Raw genomic sequence first — 14,841 nt, 5'->3', positions numbered from 1 at the left:
CGGGTGCCGGCCCTGCGCCGGAGCTGTGACGAACCTACAGCGCCCCGCGCTCGAACAGCAGCCGGAGCGATTCGAGGTCGTCCGCGACCCGCGCGCAGTCCTCGTCCCAGTCGTCGAGGCTCATCCCGGGGCGCCGCCGCACGGTGAAGGCCACCTCGGCGCCGTCCCCGTTCACGAGCACCCGGAGCGGATTGTCCACCACCGTCCCGTCGGGGAGCGTGACCTCGTGGTCCGCGACGCCGAACGGGTTCTGCGGGGCGAAGCGCACCTCGACCCGGCCCATCGGCGAGTCGGCGAACCAGCGTCCGTCGACCTGCTCGAGCGCGGAGGAGGCGAGGCCCGCGGCCCACCGCGGGAGGTTCGCCGGGTCGGAGACGAAGGCGTACACCTCCGCGGCCGGAGCCTCGATCACGACGCCCACGGGGCGCGATTCGTACAGGGTCATCCGCTCGTCCTTCCTCTGCGGCCGGTCAGTGCTCGTCGCCGAAGCTGGCGACCAGCAGCGCGGCGAGCGCCGTCCGCTCCAGCATGCCCTCGATGCCGATCGCCTCGCTGCGCGCGTGCGCACCCTCGCCCGGGGCGCCGAGCCCGTCGAGGACCGGCAGGCCCAGCGCGGCGACGAGGTTGCCGTCGCTCGCCCCGCCGACCGCGATCTCGCGGAGGGGGACGTCGATCCGCTTCGCGACCCGCTCGGCCCTGCGGTAGAGCGCGGCGACGGAGGCGGTCCGCTCGAAGACGGGCCGCTCCCAGGAGCCGCGCACCTCCAGCCGGATGCGCGGGTCGGCGGCGGCGAGCGCGTCGAGCTCGGCCTCGACGCGGGCGGCCTCGGCGGATCCGCGGATCCGCGCCTCCAGCTCCAGGCGCACGCGGGCCGTCGTCACGTTGACCCGCGAGCCGCCGGAGACCACTCCGATGTTGACCGAGGTGCCCTCCTCCTCCCGCGCGATCGCCAGCACCCGCGGGATCAGCGAGCCGAGCTCGTGGATCGCGCTCGCCCCCTTCTCCGGCTCGACCCCGGCGTGCGCCTCGACCCCGACCACGTCGATCACGAAGCGCCCGATGCCCTTGCGCGCCGTCTTGACCGCGTCGCCGATCGCGCCCTCGAACACCAGGACCGCGTCGGCGCCCGCGCACTGCCGCTCCAGGAACGGGCGCGAGGCGGCGCTGCCGATCTCCTCGTCCCCGCTCATCACCAGGCGGACGGCCGGATGCGGGACGCCGGCGTGGCGGAGCGCGGCCACCAGCCACACCATCTGCACCAGCCCGGCCTTCATGTCGTAGCTGCCCGGGCCGCTCAGGCGGTCGCCGTCGACGGCGAAGGGCCAGGAGCGGGTCGTGCCCAGGGGCCACACCGTGTCGTAGTGGCCGAGCAGCGCCACGAACGGACGCGTGCCGCGGTGCGGTCTCGCGCCGCCGCTCGCCGGGACGGTCCAGCTGGTCGCGGTCGGCGCGTCCTGCGCACGCCGGTGCTGCACGTCGGCGTCGTGCCCGAGCCGCTCTCCCACCCAGTGCACCAGGAAGGCGTGCAGCTCGCCGAGCGCCTCGAGGGAGTCGCTGGGGCTCTCGATCATCACGAGGTGCCGGACGTCGTCGAGCATCCGCGAGCGGTTGTCGCGGAGGAAGGAGCGCACGCGGGCGGCGTCGTCGGCATCGGGGAAGGTCATCGACTCCGGAGTACCAGAGTGGGGCCGCTCGCGCGAACCGGCTGAACCGTTCGGGCCCCCGTTACGTTGGTGCAGGAAGAGGTGGAGATGTCCGAGGATCAGGCCCAGATGCTGCGTGCGCTGCACGACGAGCACGCCAGCGCGCTCTGGCGGTTCGTGCTGCGCCTGACCGGCGACCGCCAGATGGCGGAGGACGTCGTGCAGGAGGCGCTGCTGCGCGCCTGGAAGCACCCCGAGATCCTCGCCCAGGGCGAGGCCGCCGCCCGCTCCTGGCTCTACACCGTGGCCCGGAACCTCGTCATCGACGACCGCCGCAGCGCCCGCTACGCCCGGGAGCTGGGCACGGACGAGGTCCCCGAGCGCCCGACCGCCGACCGCACCGACCAGGTGCTCGACGCCTGGCTGCTCTCGGACGCGCTCAGCGGACTGAGCCACGACCACCGCGCCGTCATCGTGCACGCCTACTACGGCGGCCGCACGGTCACCGAGATCGCCGCGCTGCTGGGGATCGCCCCGGGCACTGTCAAGTCTCGGATGCACTACGGGATGCGGGCCCTCAAGCTCGCACTGCAGGAGCGGGGGGTGACGGAGCTGTGAACCGCGACCCCTCCTCCGACGACCGGCACGACGACCCCTTCCGCGACTGGGACGCCGCGTACCTCCTCGGATCCCTGACCGCCGCCGACCGCCGCGAGTACGAGCTGCACCTGCGCGGCTGCCCCGGCTGCCGCGAGTCCCTCGCCGAGTTCGTCCCGCTGCCGGGCCTGCTGGCCCACCTGCCCCAGGACGAGGCGATGCGCCTGGTCGAGGAGCCGGAGGCGGCCGGCGATCCGGCTCCGGCGGCACTGCTGACCCGCCTCGCCGCGGCCACCGACTCCGTCCGCCGCCGGACGCGGCTGCGCATCGCGGGCCTGGTGCTCGCCGCCGCGGGCGTCTCGGCCGCCGCCGCCGTCGCCCTGCCGCTCGCGATCGGCCCGTCCCTCGCCCCCGTCGAGACCGTCGGCTCGACCGTCTCGCTCGCCGCGGCTCCGGGCGTCCCCGTCGAGGCCTCCGTGCGGTTCGTGCCGCAGCAGTGGGGCACGCGGATCGACATGGACTGCAGCTGGGCCGACACGGCCGAGCAGTACGCGGGCTCGGCCGGCTACGTCCTCTACGTCACGGACACCTCGGGCGGCACCGAGGCCGTCGGATCGTGGACGAGCGCGCCGGGGACGACGATGGAGCCCAGCCTCGCCACCGGGCTCCCGCTGTCCGAGATCGCCTCGGTCGAGGTGCGGCTGCAGGGATCGGACACCGTCGTGCTCACCGGCCGCCCCTGAGCGGGCCGCCGGATTCCCAGGTGCGCGCTCGGCGGACTGAGTAGCTTCTCAGTCATGACGATCGCGACCCTCGCCCTCGCCCCCGCCTCCGTGGCGACCGCCTCCTCCTCCGACAGCATCGACGAGCTCTCCGGACTCGTCGGCGTCGCCGCGCGGGTGATCGCCGCGCTCGGAGAGGCGGGCGTCGGCCTGCTGACGCTGATCGAGACGGTGTTCCCGCCGATCCCGAGCGAGCTCGTGCTGCCGCTGGCCGGCTTCCTCGCCCAGCAGGGCCGGATGAACCTGGTGCTGGTCGTGATCACGGCGACCCTCGGCGCCTACCTCGGCGGCCTGATCCTCTACGCGCTCGGCCACCGCATCGGCACGGAGCGCTCGATCCGCCTGCTCTCCAAGCTCCCGCTGGTCGACCGCGAGGACTTCGAGAAGGCGGTCGGCTGGTTCCGCCGGCACGGCACCTGGGCGGTCCTCTTCGGTCGCCTCATCCCGGGCGTGCGCAGCCTCATCTCGCTCCCCGCGGGGGCCGAGCGGATGAACCTGCTGCTGTTCTCGGGACTGACGATCCTCGGCTCCGGCGTCTGGAACGGCCTGCTGATCGGCCTCGGCGCGGCCCTCGGCACGCAGTACGAGCTCGTCGACCAGTACGCGGGCGTGCTCGACGCGATCATCTACAGCGCGTTCGGCGTGCTGCTGCTCGCGCTCGTTGTGCGCCGCGTGCGGCGGCACCGTGCCGCGGCGCGCACCGGATCGCGCCACTGACCTGCGTCCTCGGGCGGGCGGGCGCAAGGCCCCGCGCCACCCCGCCCCGGTGCCCTAACGTTCGAGGGGTCCGCACTCCCCGACGCGAAGGAACGCCATGTCCGAGACCGCCGCGCCCACGATGTCCCGCACCTCCGTCGAGCGCTGGTGGATCATCGCCGTCTCGCTGATCGCGATCGTGCTCGGCGTCATCGCCGTCCTGATCCCCGGTCCGACGCTGCTGACCGTCGCCATCGTCTTCGGCATCCACCTGATCGCCGCGGGCGTCTTCCGCCTGCTGCTGGCCTTCACCGCCTCGCGGCTCGATGCCCGGGTGCGCTGGCTCGCGGGCCTGCTCGGCGCCCTGATCCTGGTCGCGGGCATCCTGTGCCTGTCGAACCCGTTCGAGTCGCTGAGCGTCCTGGGCCTCGTGATCGGCGCGGGCTGGATCCTCGACGGCGTCTCGAGCATCACCAGCGGCCGCACCGTCGCCGGCCCCGCGTGGCTGCCGATCGCGGCAGGGATCGCCTCGGTCATCGCGGGCGTCCTGACGATCATCATGCCCGTGCTGGCGCTGGCCTCCTTCGTCACGGTCGCGGCCATCCTGCTGATCGTCGTGGGCGTCTCGGGCCTGCTCCTGCTCCCGGGCCGCACGAAGCGCCCCGAGGGCGCCGAGGCGTAGACCGCGCGGATGGCCGATCCCGATCTCGTCCCCGAGCTGCTCGTCGCCGACCTCGACCGGAGCCTGGGATTCTGGTGCGGTCCCTGCGGGTTCCGGATCCACTACGCCCGGCCCGAGGAGGGCTTCGCGTACCTGGTCCTCGGCTCCGCGCACGTGATGCTCGAAGAGGCGGGGCGGGGCCGCAACTGGATCGCGGCACCGCTGGAGCGCCCGTTCGGCCGGGGGATGAACCTGCAGCTGCACGTCGACGACGCCGACCGGACGGCAGCGGCACTCGCCGAGGCCGGGACGCCGCTGTTCTCGCCGCTCGAGACCCGCTGGTACCGGGTCGGAGCGGAGGAGGCGGGCGTCCGTCAGCTGGTGGTGGCCGATCCGGACGGGTACCTGCTGCGGTTCCAGTCGTCGCTCGGACGCCGACCGGCCCGAGCGGACGTCCCCGTCGCTCCCTGACCGGCCGACCGCGCCACCATCCGCTCGGCTCAGGACGTCATGCCAGCGAGTGACGACCGTGACACCGCGCGGCTGGTTCCCTCGAGACATGACGCAGCACCCCGCCACCGCGACCCTCCCGCAGGTCCCGGCCGCCGCCCTCTCCGAGCCCGCGATCGACCAGGCCGCCTCGGCGGAGCACGAGCCCCTCGTCCGTCCGGCAGACCTGGTGTCGGCGCTCACGGGCGTCGCGCTCTGCTTCTTCTCCCTCTTCGTCTACGCCATCGCGCACTGGCAGTACTTCGGCACGGACGTCGACGAGGTGAGCGTCCTCGGCTGGCTCGCGCCGCTGATCGCCGGCGTCGCCTGCCTGCTGTCGGCCGTCGTGTCCGTCGGGGTCCGCGCCTCCGGGCGCCGCGCCGAGCGGACCGCGGCATGATCCCCGTCCTCGCCGGGCCCGGCCTCGAAGCCGCGGAGCAGCTCCTCGTCCGCGCCGGATGCCTCCGCCCCGAGCACCCGTGGGCGGCCGGTGCCGCCACGGAGGCAGCGCCGCGGATCGACTTCGCCGTCCTCGCCGAGCAGGCGTGCCTCCTCGACCTCTCGGAGGAGGCGGTCGCCCGAATCGCCGTGTCGCTCGCCACCGGCCGTCCCGTCGATCTGCGGAGCGCCTTCGGACATCTCGCGCGCGACCACGCTCAGCTCGTCATGACCGCGGTCGCCGCTGCCGCCGGGCACCACCGCGTGAGCAGCCGGATCCGCGTGGTCGGCGACGAGCGCCGGATCGAGACGGCGCCGCCCCGGGCCGTCTGGCCCTCCTGAGCCCCGCCCGCCCCGATCGGGCGGGCGCGCTCGCCGATCCGACCCGGCGCTCCGCGTGCCTCCGATGCTCCAGGCAGGTGAGCCGTACGGAGGTGCCGTGCCGCCGACCCGCGTCGCTACGGCCTTTCGGAGGTGCCCGGTTTAGGGTGTCCGTGTGCAACGAGTCGACGATTTCCCAGGAGCCGGACCGGTGGCGACCTCACCCGAATCCGGTGACCAGGGGGAGGCGTCCGCGCATCGGCTCTCCCCGACGGCGACCTCTCCCGTGCAGGTGACGAGCGGCGAGGCCGGCTACCAGGGCGGCAACGTGGCCGATCCGGTGTGGCAGTCGTGGCGCGACGAGCTCGCCAAGGTCGGCGGTCCGTCGCCCCTGCTCCACTTCGTGGACTCGCCCCGGACGCGCATCGAGCTCTCGACCACGCACCCCGGCGGGCTGCCCCCGTTCATCTCGGGCAAGACGACGCTCCTCTCCTCGCTCATCCGCGACGAGCTCGCCCTGCGCACAGCGAAGAACGCCGCGGGTGCGATCACCGACAAGGGGATCGAGCTGCGCTCGGTCCGCGGTATCGAGGGCGTCCACCTCGCCATCGGCCTCGCCCAGTGGCGCGCCGGCGACACGGAGTTCACCGCACCCGTGCTCCTGCGCCCGCTCGCCATCCGCCGCTACGGCCGCGACTTCGAGCTCAAGCTCAAGGGCCAGCCCTACTTCAACCCGCAGCTCGCGCGTGCCCTCAAGCAGCAGTTCGGCATCACGATCGACCCCGAGCAGTTCGTCGAGCTGGCCGTGCAGAACGGCGTCTTCAAGCCGCAGCCGGTCATCGACCAGCTGCGCGGCCTGACCTCGCACCTGCCGTGGTTCGCCGTGCACCCGCGCCTCGTGGTCTCGAGCTTCGCCGACGTGGCGGGCGACATGCTCCGCGACGCCCGGATGCTCGAGCACCCCGTCCTCGACGCCGTCGCCGGGAACCCGGCCGCCAAGCGGGCGCTGCAGCAGTCGCAGAAGGTGGCGTCGATCATCCCGCAGGACGAGCGTCCTCCGGCGACCGACAACCTCCTCCTCGACGCGGACGCCGAGCAGGAGCAGGTGATCGCGAACATCGCGGCCGGCAACTCGCTCGTCGTGAAGACCCTCCCCGGCACGGGCGGCACCCAGACCATCGTCAACGCGATCGGCGCCCTGGCCGCCCAGCACAAGCGCGTGCTGGTCGTCAGCGCCCGCCGGTCGAGCCTCGACAGCATCCACCAGCGCCTGCTCTCGGCGGGCCTGGGCGGCATCGCGGTCGGGCCCCGCACGCTCCGCCGCGACCTCATCCAGTCGATCGGCCGCAACGAGAAGGCCGCGCGCCCCTCCGTCAGCGAGATCGACGACGCCCTGCTCCGGCTGCGGAAGGTGCTGCTCGACTACCGCGGCGCGCTCTCCCGGCGCGACGAGAGCTTCGGCGTCTCGGCGCTGCAGGCGCTCGAGGAGCTCGCCCGCCTCTCGCAGCTGCGGACGCCCCCGTCGACCGCCGCCCGCCTCGACCGCCGCTCCGTCACCGCTCTCGCGCACAGCCGCCCCGAGGCGACCCGGATGCTGATCGAGTCGGCGCGCCTGGGCGAATTCCGCTACGGCCCGGGCGACTCGCCCTGGTACGGGGCCCAGTTCGACTCCACCGCCGACGCCGAGATCGCCCACGAGCTGGCCAAGCGCCTGCACCTGCGCGACCTGCCGCGCCTGCTCGACCGCGCCCAGGACGTCATCGGCCAGACGCGGATGCGCCCGTTCGAGTCGGTCGCCGAGCTCGGCATCTACCTGCGTCTGCTGCAGGACGTCCGCGAGACGCTGGACAAGTTCCAGCCGGCCGTCTTCGACCGCTCGATCCAGGACCTCATCGTCGCCACCTCGCCGCGCCGCGAGGCAGCCGAGATGTCGTCCACCAACCGCCGGCGCCTGAAGAAGCTCGCCCGCGAGTACCTGCGTCCCGGCGCGCACGTCACCGACTTGAACGCGGCGCTCCGCCGGGTGCAGCAGCAGCGGACGCTGTGGCAGCGCTACGCGGTCGCCGGCACGATCCCCGAGGTCCCGGTCGGCGTCGCCGACGTGCAGGTTGCCTACCAGCAGGTGACCGACCAGCTGAGCCGTCTCGACGAGCCGCTCGGCCGCCGCGGGACGAACCTGCAGCTCGCCTCGCTCCCTCTCGCGGAGCTGGCCTCGATGGTGTCCGGCCTCGCCGAGGACAGCGAGGTGCTCGCCAACCTCCAGGAGCGGACGACCCTCCTCGCCACCCTCCGCGACTGGGGCCTGGACCCGCTGCTCACCGACCTCTCGCGCCGCCACGTGCCGGCCGAGCTGGTCGCGGGCGAGCTGGACCTGGCCTGGTGGCGCTCGGCGCTCGAGATCATGCTGACCGACGAGCGTGCGCTGCTCGGCGGCAACACGAGCGTGCTCGACCGGCTCGAGGCCGACTTCAAGCTCGTCGACGAGGCGCACGCCGCCTCGAGCGCCGAGCTGCTGGCCTGGAAGCTCTCCGAGACCTGGAAGATCGGGCTCGTCGACTGGCCGCAGGAGCGCGACGCGCTGCGCGCGCTGCTGCGCACCGAGGCGGCGACGACCCCTCAGGAGCTGCAGAAGGCCGCTCCGCACCTCTCGCGCGTGCTCGCTCCGGCCTGGCTCGCCTCGCCGTACGAGGTGCACCGCATCGGCACCGAGACGACCTTCGACGCGGTGTTCCTCGTCGACGCCGGGGCGACCACGCTGGCCGAGAACGTCGGAGCGATCCGCCGGGCGAAGCAGGTCGTCGCGTTCGGCGACCCGGTCACGCAGACCCCCACTCCCTTCGGCCTGCGCGTCGACGAGACGCCGGAGTTCGGCTCCACCGCCTCGCGGACCGACGTGGAGGCGCTGCACGCCCAGTCGGCGCTCGCCCGACTCGGCGAGCTGCTCAACACCGTCACGCTCACCCGCAGCTACCGCGCGGGCGGCGAGGACCTGGCCGAGCTGGTCAACCGCCGCTTCTACGGCGGCCGCATCGACTCGCTGCCCTGGGCCGGCTCCTTCCTCGGACACGACTCGCTCCGCTTCCACTACATCGCGAGCGGGCACGGCATGCCCGAGAACGACTCCGGAGCCGTCGAGTCCGTCGACGCCGAGGTCGCGAAGGTGGTCGAGCTGGTGCTCGAGCACGCCGTGATCCGTCCGCGCGAGTCGCTGATGGTCATCACCGCGAGCCCTCGCCACGCCGTGCGGGTGCAGCAGGCGGTGCTGACGGCCTTCGCCAAGCGCACCGACCTGAGCGACTTCATCCTCGGCGATCGGCCCGAGCCCTTCGCCGTCGTGACTCTGGAGCAGTCGGTCGCGCAGAGCCGCGACCGCGTCATCTTCTCGATCGGCTACGGCCGGACGCCCCACGGTCGCCTGCTGTCGAACTTCGGCGCGCTCGCGGAGCCGGGCGGAGAGCGTCTGCTGGCGGTCGGGATGACCCGTGCCCGCCGCTCGATGGACATCGTCTCGTGCTTCCGCCCGGGCGACATCGACGAGTCGCGCATGCGCTACGGCATGGTCGCGCTCGCGCAGGTGCTGCAGGAGGCGGAGGACCGCGTCCAGCCGAGCGACCGCGACGACTACTCGGAGCCGATGCTGGTGGATCTCGCCGCGCGCCTCGAGCGCCGCGGACTCCGGGTCAACATCGGGCACAAGGGCAAGCTGGCCCTCGTCGCCGCGCACGGGACCCGTGCCGTGGTGGTCGAGACCGACCGCGACGTGAGCACGCAGAGCCTGCGCGTGTCGCTGCGCCTGCGTCCGGAGCTGCTGCGCCGGCTGGGCTGGCACTACCTGCGGGTGCACAACTTCGAGCTGTTCGCCGACCCCGAGGCCGTGGCCGCGCGGGTGGCCGGGCTGATCGGTGCGACCGCGGGGGAGGAGCAGACCCCTGCTCCCGCCGCCGGCGAGGCTGCTGCTCCCACCGCTGCTGCTCCCGCCGCTCCTGCTGCCGCCGCCGCTCCGGCATCGGGGGAGACGCAGCCCGTCGAGCCGCTGCCGCACGACTGATCGTGGCGCCGGATCCCGACGCCCCCGCGGGTGCCGACCGCCCGTTGCGGCGCACCCGCGGCGGCCGGCGGGCGACGCTCCCCGCGAAGCCCGGCACCGATCCGTCCCCGCACGACGCTCCGATCGCCGACCCCTCCGCACCGCCCGCGCGCCCGGACACCGGCCCGAACGACGCGCGCCTGCGCCAGGACGTCCCCCCGCACTACTGACGTCAGCCGGACCGGTCGGTGATCCGCGAGTCGAGACATGTCCCGTCGGCGACCTCGGACCTCCCCCCGGCGCGCCCCCGCTCGACGAGCGGATGGACGCGTGGAGACAGGGCCGGTCGGTCCCCGCCAAAGTCGCTCAAGGTCCCGATCGGCGACCTCCCGAAGATGCAGGTGCCGTCCGAAACGCGTGCCGACGTTTCGGACGCACCCTTCGCACAACGCTCTGCGAAGCGTTCCCTCATCGGGAAGCCGACCGCGGTCCTCTTCCGCCTCCGGCGGAAGGAGACAGAGCAACTCAGTCGACGTGCTTGCCGGAGTTCGCGGTGGTGGCGGTCCCGTTGTTGGCGAGCAGGTCGCGGATGTCGGCGAGGAGCTCGAGCTCGGTGGGGGCCTTGTCCTCCGCGGCGGGGGCGTCGGCGGCCTTCTTGGCGAACGCGGCGTTCTTGAGGTGGTTGATCGGCAGGACGAACGCGAAGTAGAGGACGAAGGCGACGATCACGAACTGGATCAGGGCCGAGACGACCGAGCCGTAGGCGATGACGGTCGGGTCCTCGCCGTTCTCTCCCGGTCGGATGGGCCAGTCCAGGGTCTCGAGGGAGGAGGCGTCGAAGATCACGCCGATGAGCGGGTTGAAGATCCCCGTCACGATCGCGTTGACGATGGTCGTGAAGGCGGCGCCGATGACCACGGCGACAGCCAGGTCGATGACGTTGCCGCGGAGGATGAACTCCTTGAAGCCGTTGATCATGATCGTTCCGTTTCTGCCGTGAGCGGTGGGTGGCGGGTCAGCTCCCGGAGGAGGAACCCGAGGAGGAGGACCCGGAGGAGCCCGAGGACGACGAGGAGGAGGACGATCCGGAGCCCGAGGACCCCGAGCCGGACGAGGAGCCGCCCGAGCCCGATGAACCCGAGGATCCGGAGGAGGAGCCGCCCGATCCCGAGGAGCCCGACGACGAGTCGGATGAGCCGGAGCCGGATGCGCCCGAGCCGGACGAGCCGGCACCCGAGGAGGAGGAGCCGCCCTCGCTCGACTTCCCGCCGGAGCGGGAGTCGGTGCGGTAGAAGCCCGAGCCGTTGAAGGTCACGCCGACCGCGCTGAACACCTTGCGCAGCGCCCCCTGGCAGCTCGGGCACTCGGTGAGCGTGTCGTCGGTGAACTTCTGCTGGATGTCGAAGGCGTTGCCGCACTGCGTGCAGCGGTAGGAGTAGGTGGGCACAGGGGGCTCCTCGGAGGCGGGTGGGGGAGAAGGAGGACGGGGTCAGTGGCGCAGGTCGACGATGCCGGAGGGAGTGACGACTCCGTCGACGGCCTGGTCGTGGACCTCGCTGGGCACCCGGTCGACGAGCTCGCTGTCGAAGACGACGGCGTAGACCGGCGGGCACTTCTCCATCGAGCCGAGGGTCTTGTCGAAGTAGCCGCGCCCCCAGCCCATCCGCATCCCCTGCCGGTCGACGGTGGCGGCCGGGACGACGATGAGGTCGACGTCGTTGATCGCGATGGGGCCGAGCAGCTGCCCGACGGGCTCGGGCATGCCGAACAGGCCCTGGGTCTCGGTGTGGCCGTCGCCGACCGCCCAGTCGAGCAGGCCGTCCTGGCGCGAGACGGGGAAGAGGACGCGGATGCCGTGGCTCTCGGCCCAGCCCAGGAACGGCCGGGTGCTCGGCTCGTCCGGAGCGGAGAGGTAGCACGCGAGGGAGCGGGCCCCCACGCGGGTGGCGAGCTCGATCAGGTGGGCGGTGATCTGCTCCGCGGCCTGGTCGCGAGCGGTCGAGGTCTGCGTGCGGCGGCGCTCGCGCAGCTCGGCGCGCAGCGCCCGCTTCTCGTGCGTGATGTCGGCTGGCATGCGCTCAGTCTAGAACCGGGCCCCGCGCCGGCCTCCGCGCGGACGACCCTGAGGGACGCTCGTCCCGGACCGCCCCGGAACGGGGTCCGGCGCCTTCCGTCGCCGGTCCTGGCGCGAAACTCCCGCGACTTCCCCCGCCGCTAAGATGGCGCCCCATGGGCACTCGAATCCGCAAAGCAGTCATCCCCGCCGCAGGTCTCGGCACCCGCTTCCTGCCGGCGACGAAGGCCATCCCCAAGGAGATGCTGCCGGTCGTCGACAAGCCGGCGATCCAGTACGTGGTCGAGGAGGCGGCGGACGCCGGCCTCCAGGACGTGCTCGTGATCATCGGGCGCAACAAGAACGCGCTCGCCAACCACTTCGACTCGGTGCCCGAGCTCGAGCAGAACCTGTCCCAGAAGAAGGACGACAAGAAGCTCGAGCACGTCAAGTACGCCAGCGACCTCGCCGACGTGCACTTCGTCCGTCAGGGCGAGCCGAAGGGCCTCGGCCACGCGGTCTCCCGTGCGCAGCGCCACGTCGGCGACGAGCCCTTCGCCGTGCTCCTCGGCGACGACCTGATCGACGCCCGCTACCCGCTGCTCTCCCGCATGATCGACGTCGCCGAGCAGCGCGACACCACGGTGGTCGCGCTGCTCGAGGTCGACCCCGACCAGATCCACCTCTACGGCTGCGCGGCGGTCGAGGCGACCGACGAGGACGACGTGGTGCGGATCACCGGCCTGGTCGAGAAGCCCTCCAAGGAGGACGCCCCCTCGAACCTCGCGATCATCGGCCGCTACGTGCTGAAGCCCGACGTGTTCGGCGTGCTCGAGCACACCGCTCCGGGCAAGGGCGGCGAGATCCAGCTGACCGACGCGCTGGAGCGCATGGCGCAGGACCCGGCCGAGTTCGGCGGCGTCTACGGCGTCGTGTTCCGCGGCCGCCGCTACGACACCGGCGACAAGCTCGACTACATCAAGGCCATCGTGCAGCTCGCCTCCGACCGCGACGACCTCGGCAAGGACCTCAAGCCCTGGCTGAAGGACTTCGTCGCCGGCCTCTGAGCCCCGGCGAGCGCTCCTCCGGAACGGACGGGACCCCCTGCTGCGGCACGGGATCCCGTCCGTTCGTCCGTTCCCCGAGAGCACGGAACGCCGCGGAGTCCAGTCCCCCTCCCGCAGTGCGGCGGAGCAGTAGGGTCGCATCATGCCGCTCCCGATCCCGACGCTCACCGAGGGTCGTGTCACCGTCCGCCCCATCCGCGTGCGCGACGCCCGCCCTCTCGAGCGGGAGCTGATCGCGAACCGGTCGTGGCTGCGCCAGTGGGAGGCGTCCGACCCCCGGGGAGGCGCCGCATTCGACGTGCGCGCCAGCATCCGCTCGCTGCAGCAGAACGCGCGGGCCGGCGGGGGAGTGCCGTTCCTCATCGACTGGGACGGCGAGCTCGCCGGGCAGCTCAACATCTCGAACATCGGGTACGGCTCGCTCTCCTCCGGGTCGATCGGCTACTGGGTGTCCGAGCGCTACGCCGGGCGGGGGATCACTCCGATCGCCGTGGCACTCGCTGCCGACCACGCCTTCCTCGACCTGGGCCTGCACCGGATCGAGATCTGCATCCGCCCGGAGAACCGGCCGAGCCTGCGCGTGGTCGAGAAGCTCGGCTTCCGCTACGAGGGCCTGCGGCGGCGCTTCATCCACATCAACGGCGACTGGCGGGACCACTTCTGCTTCGCCCTCGTGGCGGAGGAGGTGCCCCGCGGCGTGCTCCGCCGCTACCTCGACGGGCAGGTCCCGTCGGAGGTCGGCCTGCCGACCGACGCGGACCTCCGCGCCTCCCGCCGCTCGGGTCTCTCCGGACCCTCCGACGGCGCCGGTGTCCCTCCGACGGGGCCCCGGCTGATCCGCGATCCGCACGGACACACCTACCCGTAATGACGGACGGGAGTGCCCGGTGCTCCTAGCGTTGTCCGCATGAGTAGCGACTGGCTGGGCGGGGGCGTCGTCTGGGCGCTCGCCGCCGTTCTGTGGGTCGCCTACCTGATCCCCACGTGGATGCGCAGGCGGTCGTACAACGCGACCGAGCGCAACGCGGTGAGGCTGCAGCAGACGCTGCGGATCCTCGCCGAGACCGCGGAAGTGCCCGAGCACGTGCGTGCGGAGGCGACGGCCCGCGAGGTGGCGCTGCAGCAGCGCCGGCTCCGGGTGACCGAGACACGACGACGAGCCGAAGAGAAGGCACAGGCGATGGAGCTGGCACAGGCGGAGAAGGCGGCGCGCGACGCGCTGCGACGGGCGACCGCGAGCGCACGGCGGAGCACGCGGTCAGGGCCCTCGGTCCTGCGCTGGCGCCAGGGCGCCGCGCTGGCCGTGCTGGTCGGCGCGGTCGCCGCGCTGGTCGGGCTCGTGATGCTGCCCTTCGGCGGCACGGGTGCGGTGCCGCTCGTCGGCCTGCTCCTTGCCGTCGCGGGGCTCGGCACGCTGATACTGCTGGCGCCGGGTCGCCGCCGCGCTGCCGCTCCGGCCGCGACCGCGACGACGGCCGCCGCGACCGAGCGCCGGCGCGCCGAGGTCTTCGAGGCCGAGCTCGCCGAGGAGGCCGCGGACGACGCCTCCGAGGAGCTCGCCGAGGACCGTGCGAGCTGGACGCCGCAGCCGCTCCCCAAGCCGCTCTACCTCTCCCGGGGCACGGTCGCCGCCTCCGCGATGGCGTCGATCGACGCCGTGGAGCGCCTGCGCACCGCCGCGGCGGAGGCGGAGCTCGCCCAGCGCGCCGCCGCGACCGCTCCCGAGGTGGCGCCGCTGCGCGTCCCGCGTGCCGCCGCTCCCGCTCCCGAGGCTCCGCGTCCCTCCTCCCGCTTCGCCGCGATGGGCGTCGTGGACGGCGTCGACGCGATCGACCTCGACCAGGCTCTGCAGCGCCGCCGCGGGGCCTGACCCGAGTGCGAGGCGCCTGCTCGTCCGTGCTAGTGTGGACGAGTTGTTCGGGCCGGTGACGGCTCGGAAGGCACGGGTCCGTGGCGCAGTTGGTAGCGCGCTTCGTTCGCAATGAAGAGGTCAGGGGTTCGAATCCCCTCGGATCCACCATGATGCTCTTACTCGAACCCTCGACAAGAGCAATGAGATAATCGGGC

At 72.9% G+C, this 14,841-nt stretch carries 17 protein-coding genes and 1 tRNA gene; 13 read left to right on the top strand and 5 right to left on the bottom strand.

Going from position 1 to position 14,841, the window contains the following annotated elements; all coding sequences use genetic code 11:
* Positions 1-34: 34 nt before the first annotated feature.
* On the bottom strand, positions 35-445 hold the full coding sequence (locus C5C49_RS03460) for an SRPBCC family protein (protein ID WP_104249452.1): 411 nt from the start codon (positions 443-445) through the stop codon (positions 35-37).
* 25 nt (positions 446-470) lie between these two features.
* Positions 471-1,664: a M20/M25/M40 family metallo-hydrolase gene (locus C5C49_RS03455; protein WP_104225069.1), complete on the bottom strand. Its 1,194-nt coding sequence runs from the start codon at positions 1,662-1,664 to the stop codon at positions 471-473.
* 87 nt (positions 1,665-1,751) lie between these two features.
* Here C5C49_RS03455 and C5C49_RS03450 point away from each other — a divergent pair, with 87 nt between their 5' ends.
* From C5C49_RS03450 to C5C49_RS03405, 9 genes are all read left to right on the top strand, one after another.
* A complete protein-coding gene (locus tag C5C49_RS03450) occupies positions 1,752-2,261 on the top strand; it encodes a sigma-70 family RNA polymerase sigma factor (protein ID WP_104225070.1) in 510 nt (169 codons plus the stop codon).
* Complete coding sequence (locus tag C5C49_RS03445; RefSeq protein ID WP_104345409.1) at positions 2,258-2,983, top strand: anti-sigma factor; 726 nt, start codon at positions 2,258-2,260, stop codon at positions 2,981-2,983. Before C5C49_RS03450 ends, C5C49_RS03445 begins: the two co-directional genes overlap by 4 nt.
* Before the next feature lie 54 nt (positions 2,984-3,037).
* Entirely contained in the window at positions 3,038-3,739 is a 702-nt protein-coding gene (locus tag C5C49_RS03440; protein WP_104225072.1) for a DedA family protein, read from the top strand.
* 97 nt (positions 3,740-3,836) lie between these two features.
* A complete protein-coding gene (locus tag C5C49_RS03435) occupies positions 3,837-4,400 on the top strand; it encodes an HdeD family acid-resistance protein (protein ID WP_104232862.1) in 564 nt (187 codons plus the stop codon).
* A 9-nt stretch (positions 4,401-4,409) separates the two neighbouring features.
* The gene (locus C5C49_RS03430; RefSeq protein ID WP_104232861.1) at positions 4,410-4,850 is read left to right on the top strand and encodes a VOC family protein; all 441 of its coding nucleotides are present in this window, start codon (positions 4,410-4,412) and stop codon (positions 4,848-4,850) included.
* 88 nt (positions 4,851-4,938) lie between these two features.
* Positions 4,939-5,268 carry a hypothetical protein gene (locus C5C49_RS03425; RefSeq protein ID WP_104345408.1) on the top strand — a complete coding sequence of 110 codons (330 nt, stop codon included), beginning with the start codon at positions 4,939-4,941 and terminating at the stop codon, positions 5,266-5,268.
* Complete coding sequence (locus C5C49_RS03420; RefSeq protein ID WP_104345407.1) at positions 5,265-5,648, top strand: hypothetical protein; 384 nt, start codon at positions 5,265-5,267, stop codon at positions 5,646-5,648. Before C5C49_RS03425 ends, C5C49_RS03420 begins: the two co-directional genes overlap by 4 nt.
* Before the next feature lie 190 nt (positions 5,649-5,838).
* Positions 5,839-9,675, top strand: a complete 3,837-nt coding sequence (locus C5C49_RS03415) for a DEAD/DEAH box helicase (RefSeq protein WP_374953841.1) — start codon at positions 5,839-5,841, stop codon at positions 9,673-9,675.
* A 2-nt stretch (positions 9,676-9,677) separates the two neighbouring features.
* Positions 9,678-9,884, top strand: a complete 207-nt coding sequence (locus C5C49_RS03405) for a hypothetical protein (protein ID WP_104223221.1) — start codon at positions 9,678-9,680, stop codon at positions 9,882-9,884.
* Positions 9,885-10,179: 295 nt separating this feature from the next.
* On the opposite strand, the gene mscL is transcribed toward C5C49_RS03405, so the two are convergent.
* From mscL to C5C49_RS03385, 3 genes are read right to left on the bottom strand one after another with little or no spacing between them, the layout of a single operon-like run.
* Positions 10,180-10,632, bottom strand: coding sequence for a large conductance mechanosensitive channel protein MscL (mscL, locus tag C5C49_RS03395; RefSeq protein WP_181135694.1), 453 nt, complete (start codon positions 10,630-10,632; stop codon positions 10,180-10,182).
* Positions 10,633-10,669: 37 nt separating this feature from the next.
* Positions 10,670-11,101 carry an FmdB family zinc ribbon protein gene (locus C5C49_RS03390; protein ID WP_104223220.1) on the bottom strand — a complete coding sequence of 144 codons (432 nt, stop codon included), beginning with the start codon at positions 11,099-11,101 and terminating at the stop codon, positions 10,670-10,672.
* A gap of 42 nt (positions 11,102-11,143) precedes the next feature.
* Positions 11,144-11,728: a 5-formyltetrahydrofolate cyclo-ligase gene (locus C5C49_RS03385; RefSeq protein WP_104223219.1), complete on the bottom strand. Its 585-nt coding sequence runs from the start codon at positions 11,726-11,728 to the stop codon at positions 11,144-11,146.
* 155 nt (positions 11,729-11,883) lie between these two features.
* Between C5C49_RS03385 and galU the strand changes: the two genes are divergently transcribed.
* The 4 genes from galU (at position 11,884) to C5C49_RS03365 (ending at position 14,794) form a co-directional block, all read left to right on the top strand.
* A complete protein-coding gene (galU, locus tag C5C49_RS03380) occupies positions 11,884-12,774 on the top strand; it encodes a UTP--glucose-1-phosphate uridylyltransferase GalU (RefSeq protein WP_104297210.1) in 891 nt (296 codons plus the stop codon).
* Between the two features lie 142 nt (positions 12,775-12,916).
* Positions 12,917-13,642, top strand: a complete 726-nt coding sequence (locus C5C49_RS03375) for a GNAT family N-acetyltransferase (RefSeq protein ID WP_104273095.1) — start codon at positions 12,917-12,919, stop codon at positions 13,640-13,642.
* A gap of 39 nt (positions 13,643-13,681) precedes the next feature.
* Positions 13,682-14,644 carry a hypothetical protein gene (locus C5C49_RS03370; RefSeq protein ID WP_104223216.1) on the top strand — a complete coding sequence of 321 codons (963 nt, stop codon included), beginning with the start codon at positions 13,682-13,684 and terminating at the stop codon, positions 14,642-14,644.
* A gap of 74 nt (positions 14,645-14,718) precedes the next feature.
* Positions 14,719-14,794 (top strand) — tRNA-Ala (locus tag C5C49_RS03365).
* Positions 14,795-14,841 lie beyond the last annotated feature (47 nt).

It is taken from the genome of Rathayibacter sp. AY1E2 (assembly GCF_002932325.1).
In the GTDB taxonomy this organism is placed as follows: Bacteria; Actinomycetota; Actinomycetes; order Actinomycetales; family Microbacteriaceae; genus Rathayibacter.
This window is presented reverse-complemented; position numbering and strand designations above follow the sequence as displayed.

Excerpts from the sequence above, each read along its gene's own strand:
- C5C49_RS03435 (WP_104232862.1), top strand. The coding sequence starts at position 3,837 with ATGTCCGAGACCGCCGCGCCCACGATGTCCCGCACCTCCGTCGAGCGC.
- C5C49_RS03420 (WP_104345407.1), top strand. The coding sequence starts at position 5,265 with ATGATCCCCGTCCTCGCCGGGCCCGGCCTCGAAGCCGCGGAGCAGCTC.
- C5C49_RS03460 (WP_104249452.1), bottom strand. The coding sequence starts at position 445 with ATGACCCTGTACGAATCGCGCCCCGTGGGCGTCGTGATCGAGGCTCCG.
- C5C49_RS03425 (WP_104345408.1), top strand. The coding sequence starts at position 4,939 with ATGACGCAGCACCCCGCCACCGCGACCCTCCCGCAGGTCCCGGCCGCC.
- C5C49_RS03450 (WP_104225070.1), top strand. The coding sequence starts at position 1,752 with ATGTCCGAGGATCAGGCCCAGATGCTGCGTGCGCTGCACGACGAGCAC.
- C5C49_RS03430 (WP_104232861.1), top strand. The coding sequence starts at position 4,410 with ATGGCCGATCCCGATCTCGTCCCCGAGCTGCTCGTCGCCGACCTCGAC.
- C5C49_RS03385 (WP_104223219.1), bottom strand. The coding sequence starts at position 11,728 with ATGCCAGCCGACATCACGCACGAGAAGCGGGCGCTGCGCGCCGAGCTG.
- mscL (WP_181135694.1), bottom strand. The coding sequence starts at position 10,632 with ATGATCAACGGCTTCAAGGAGTTCATCCTCCGCGGCAACGTCATCGAC.
- C5C49_RS03375 (WP_104273095.1), top strand. The coding sequence starts at position 12,917 with ATGCCGCTCCCGATCCCGACGCTCACCGAGGGTCGTGTCACCGTCCGC.
- galU (WP_104297210.1), top strand. The coding sequence starts at position 11,884 with ATGGGCACTCGAATCCGCAAAGCAGTCATCCCCGCCGCAGGTCTCGGC.
- C5C49_RS03440 (WP_104225072.1), top strand. The coding sequence starts at position 3,038 with ATGACGATCGCGACCCTCGCCCTCGCCCCCGCCTCCGTGGCGACCGCC.
- C5C49_RS03455 (WP_104225069.1), bottom strand. The coding sequence starts at position 1,664 with ATGACCTTCCCCGATGCCGACGACGCCGCCCGCGTGCGCTCCTTCCTC.
- C5C49_RS03370 (WP_104223216.1), top strand. The coding sequence starts at position 13,682 with ATGAGTAGCGACTGGCTGGGCGGGGGCGTCGTCTGGGCGCTCGCCGCC.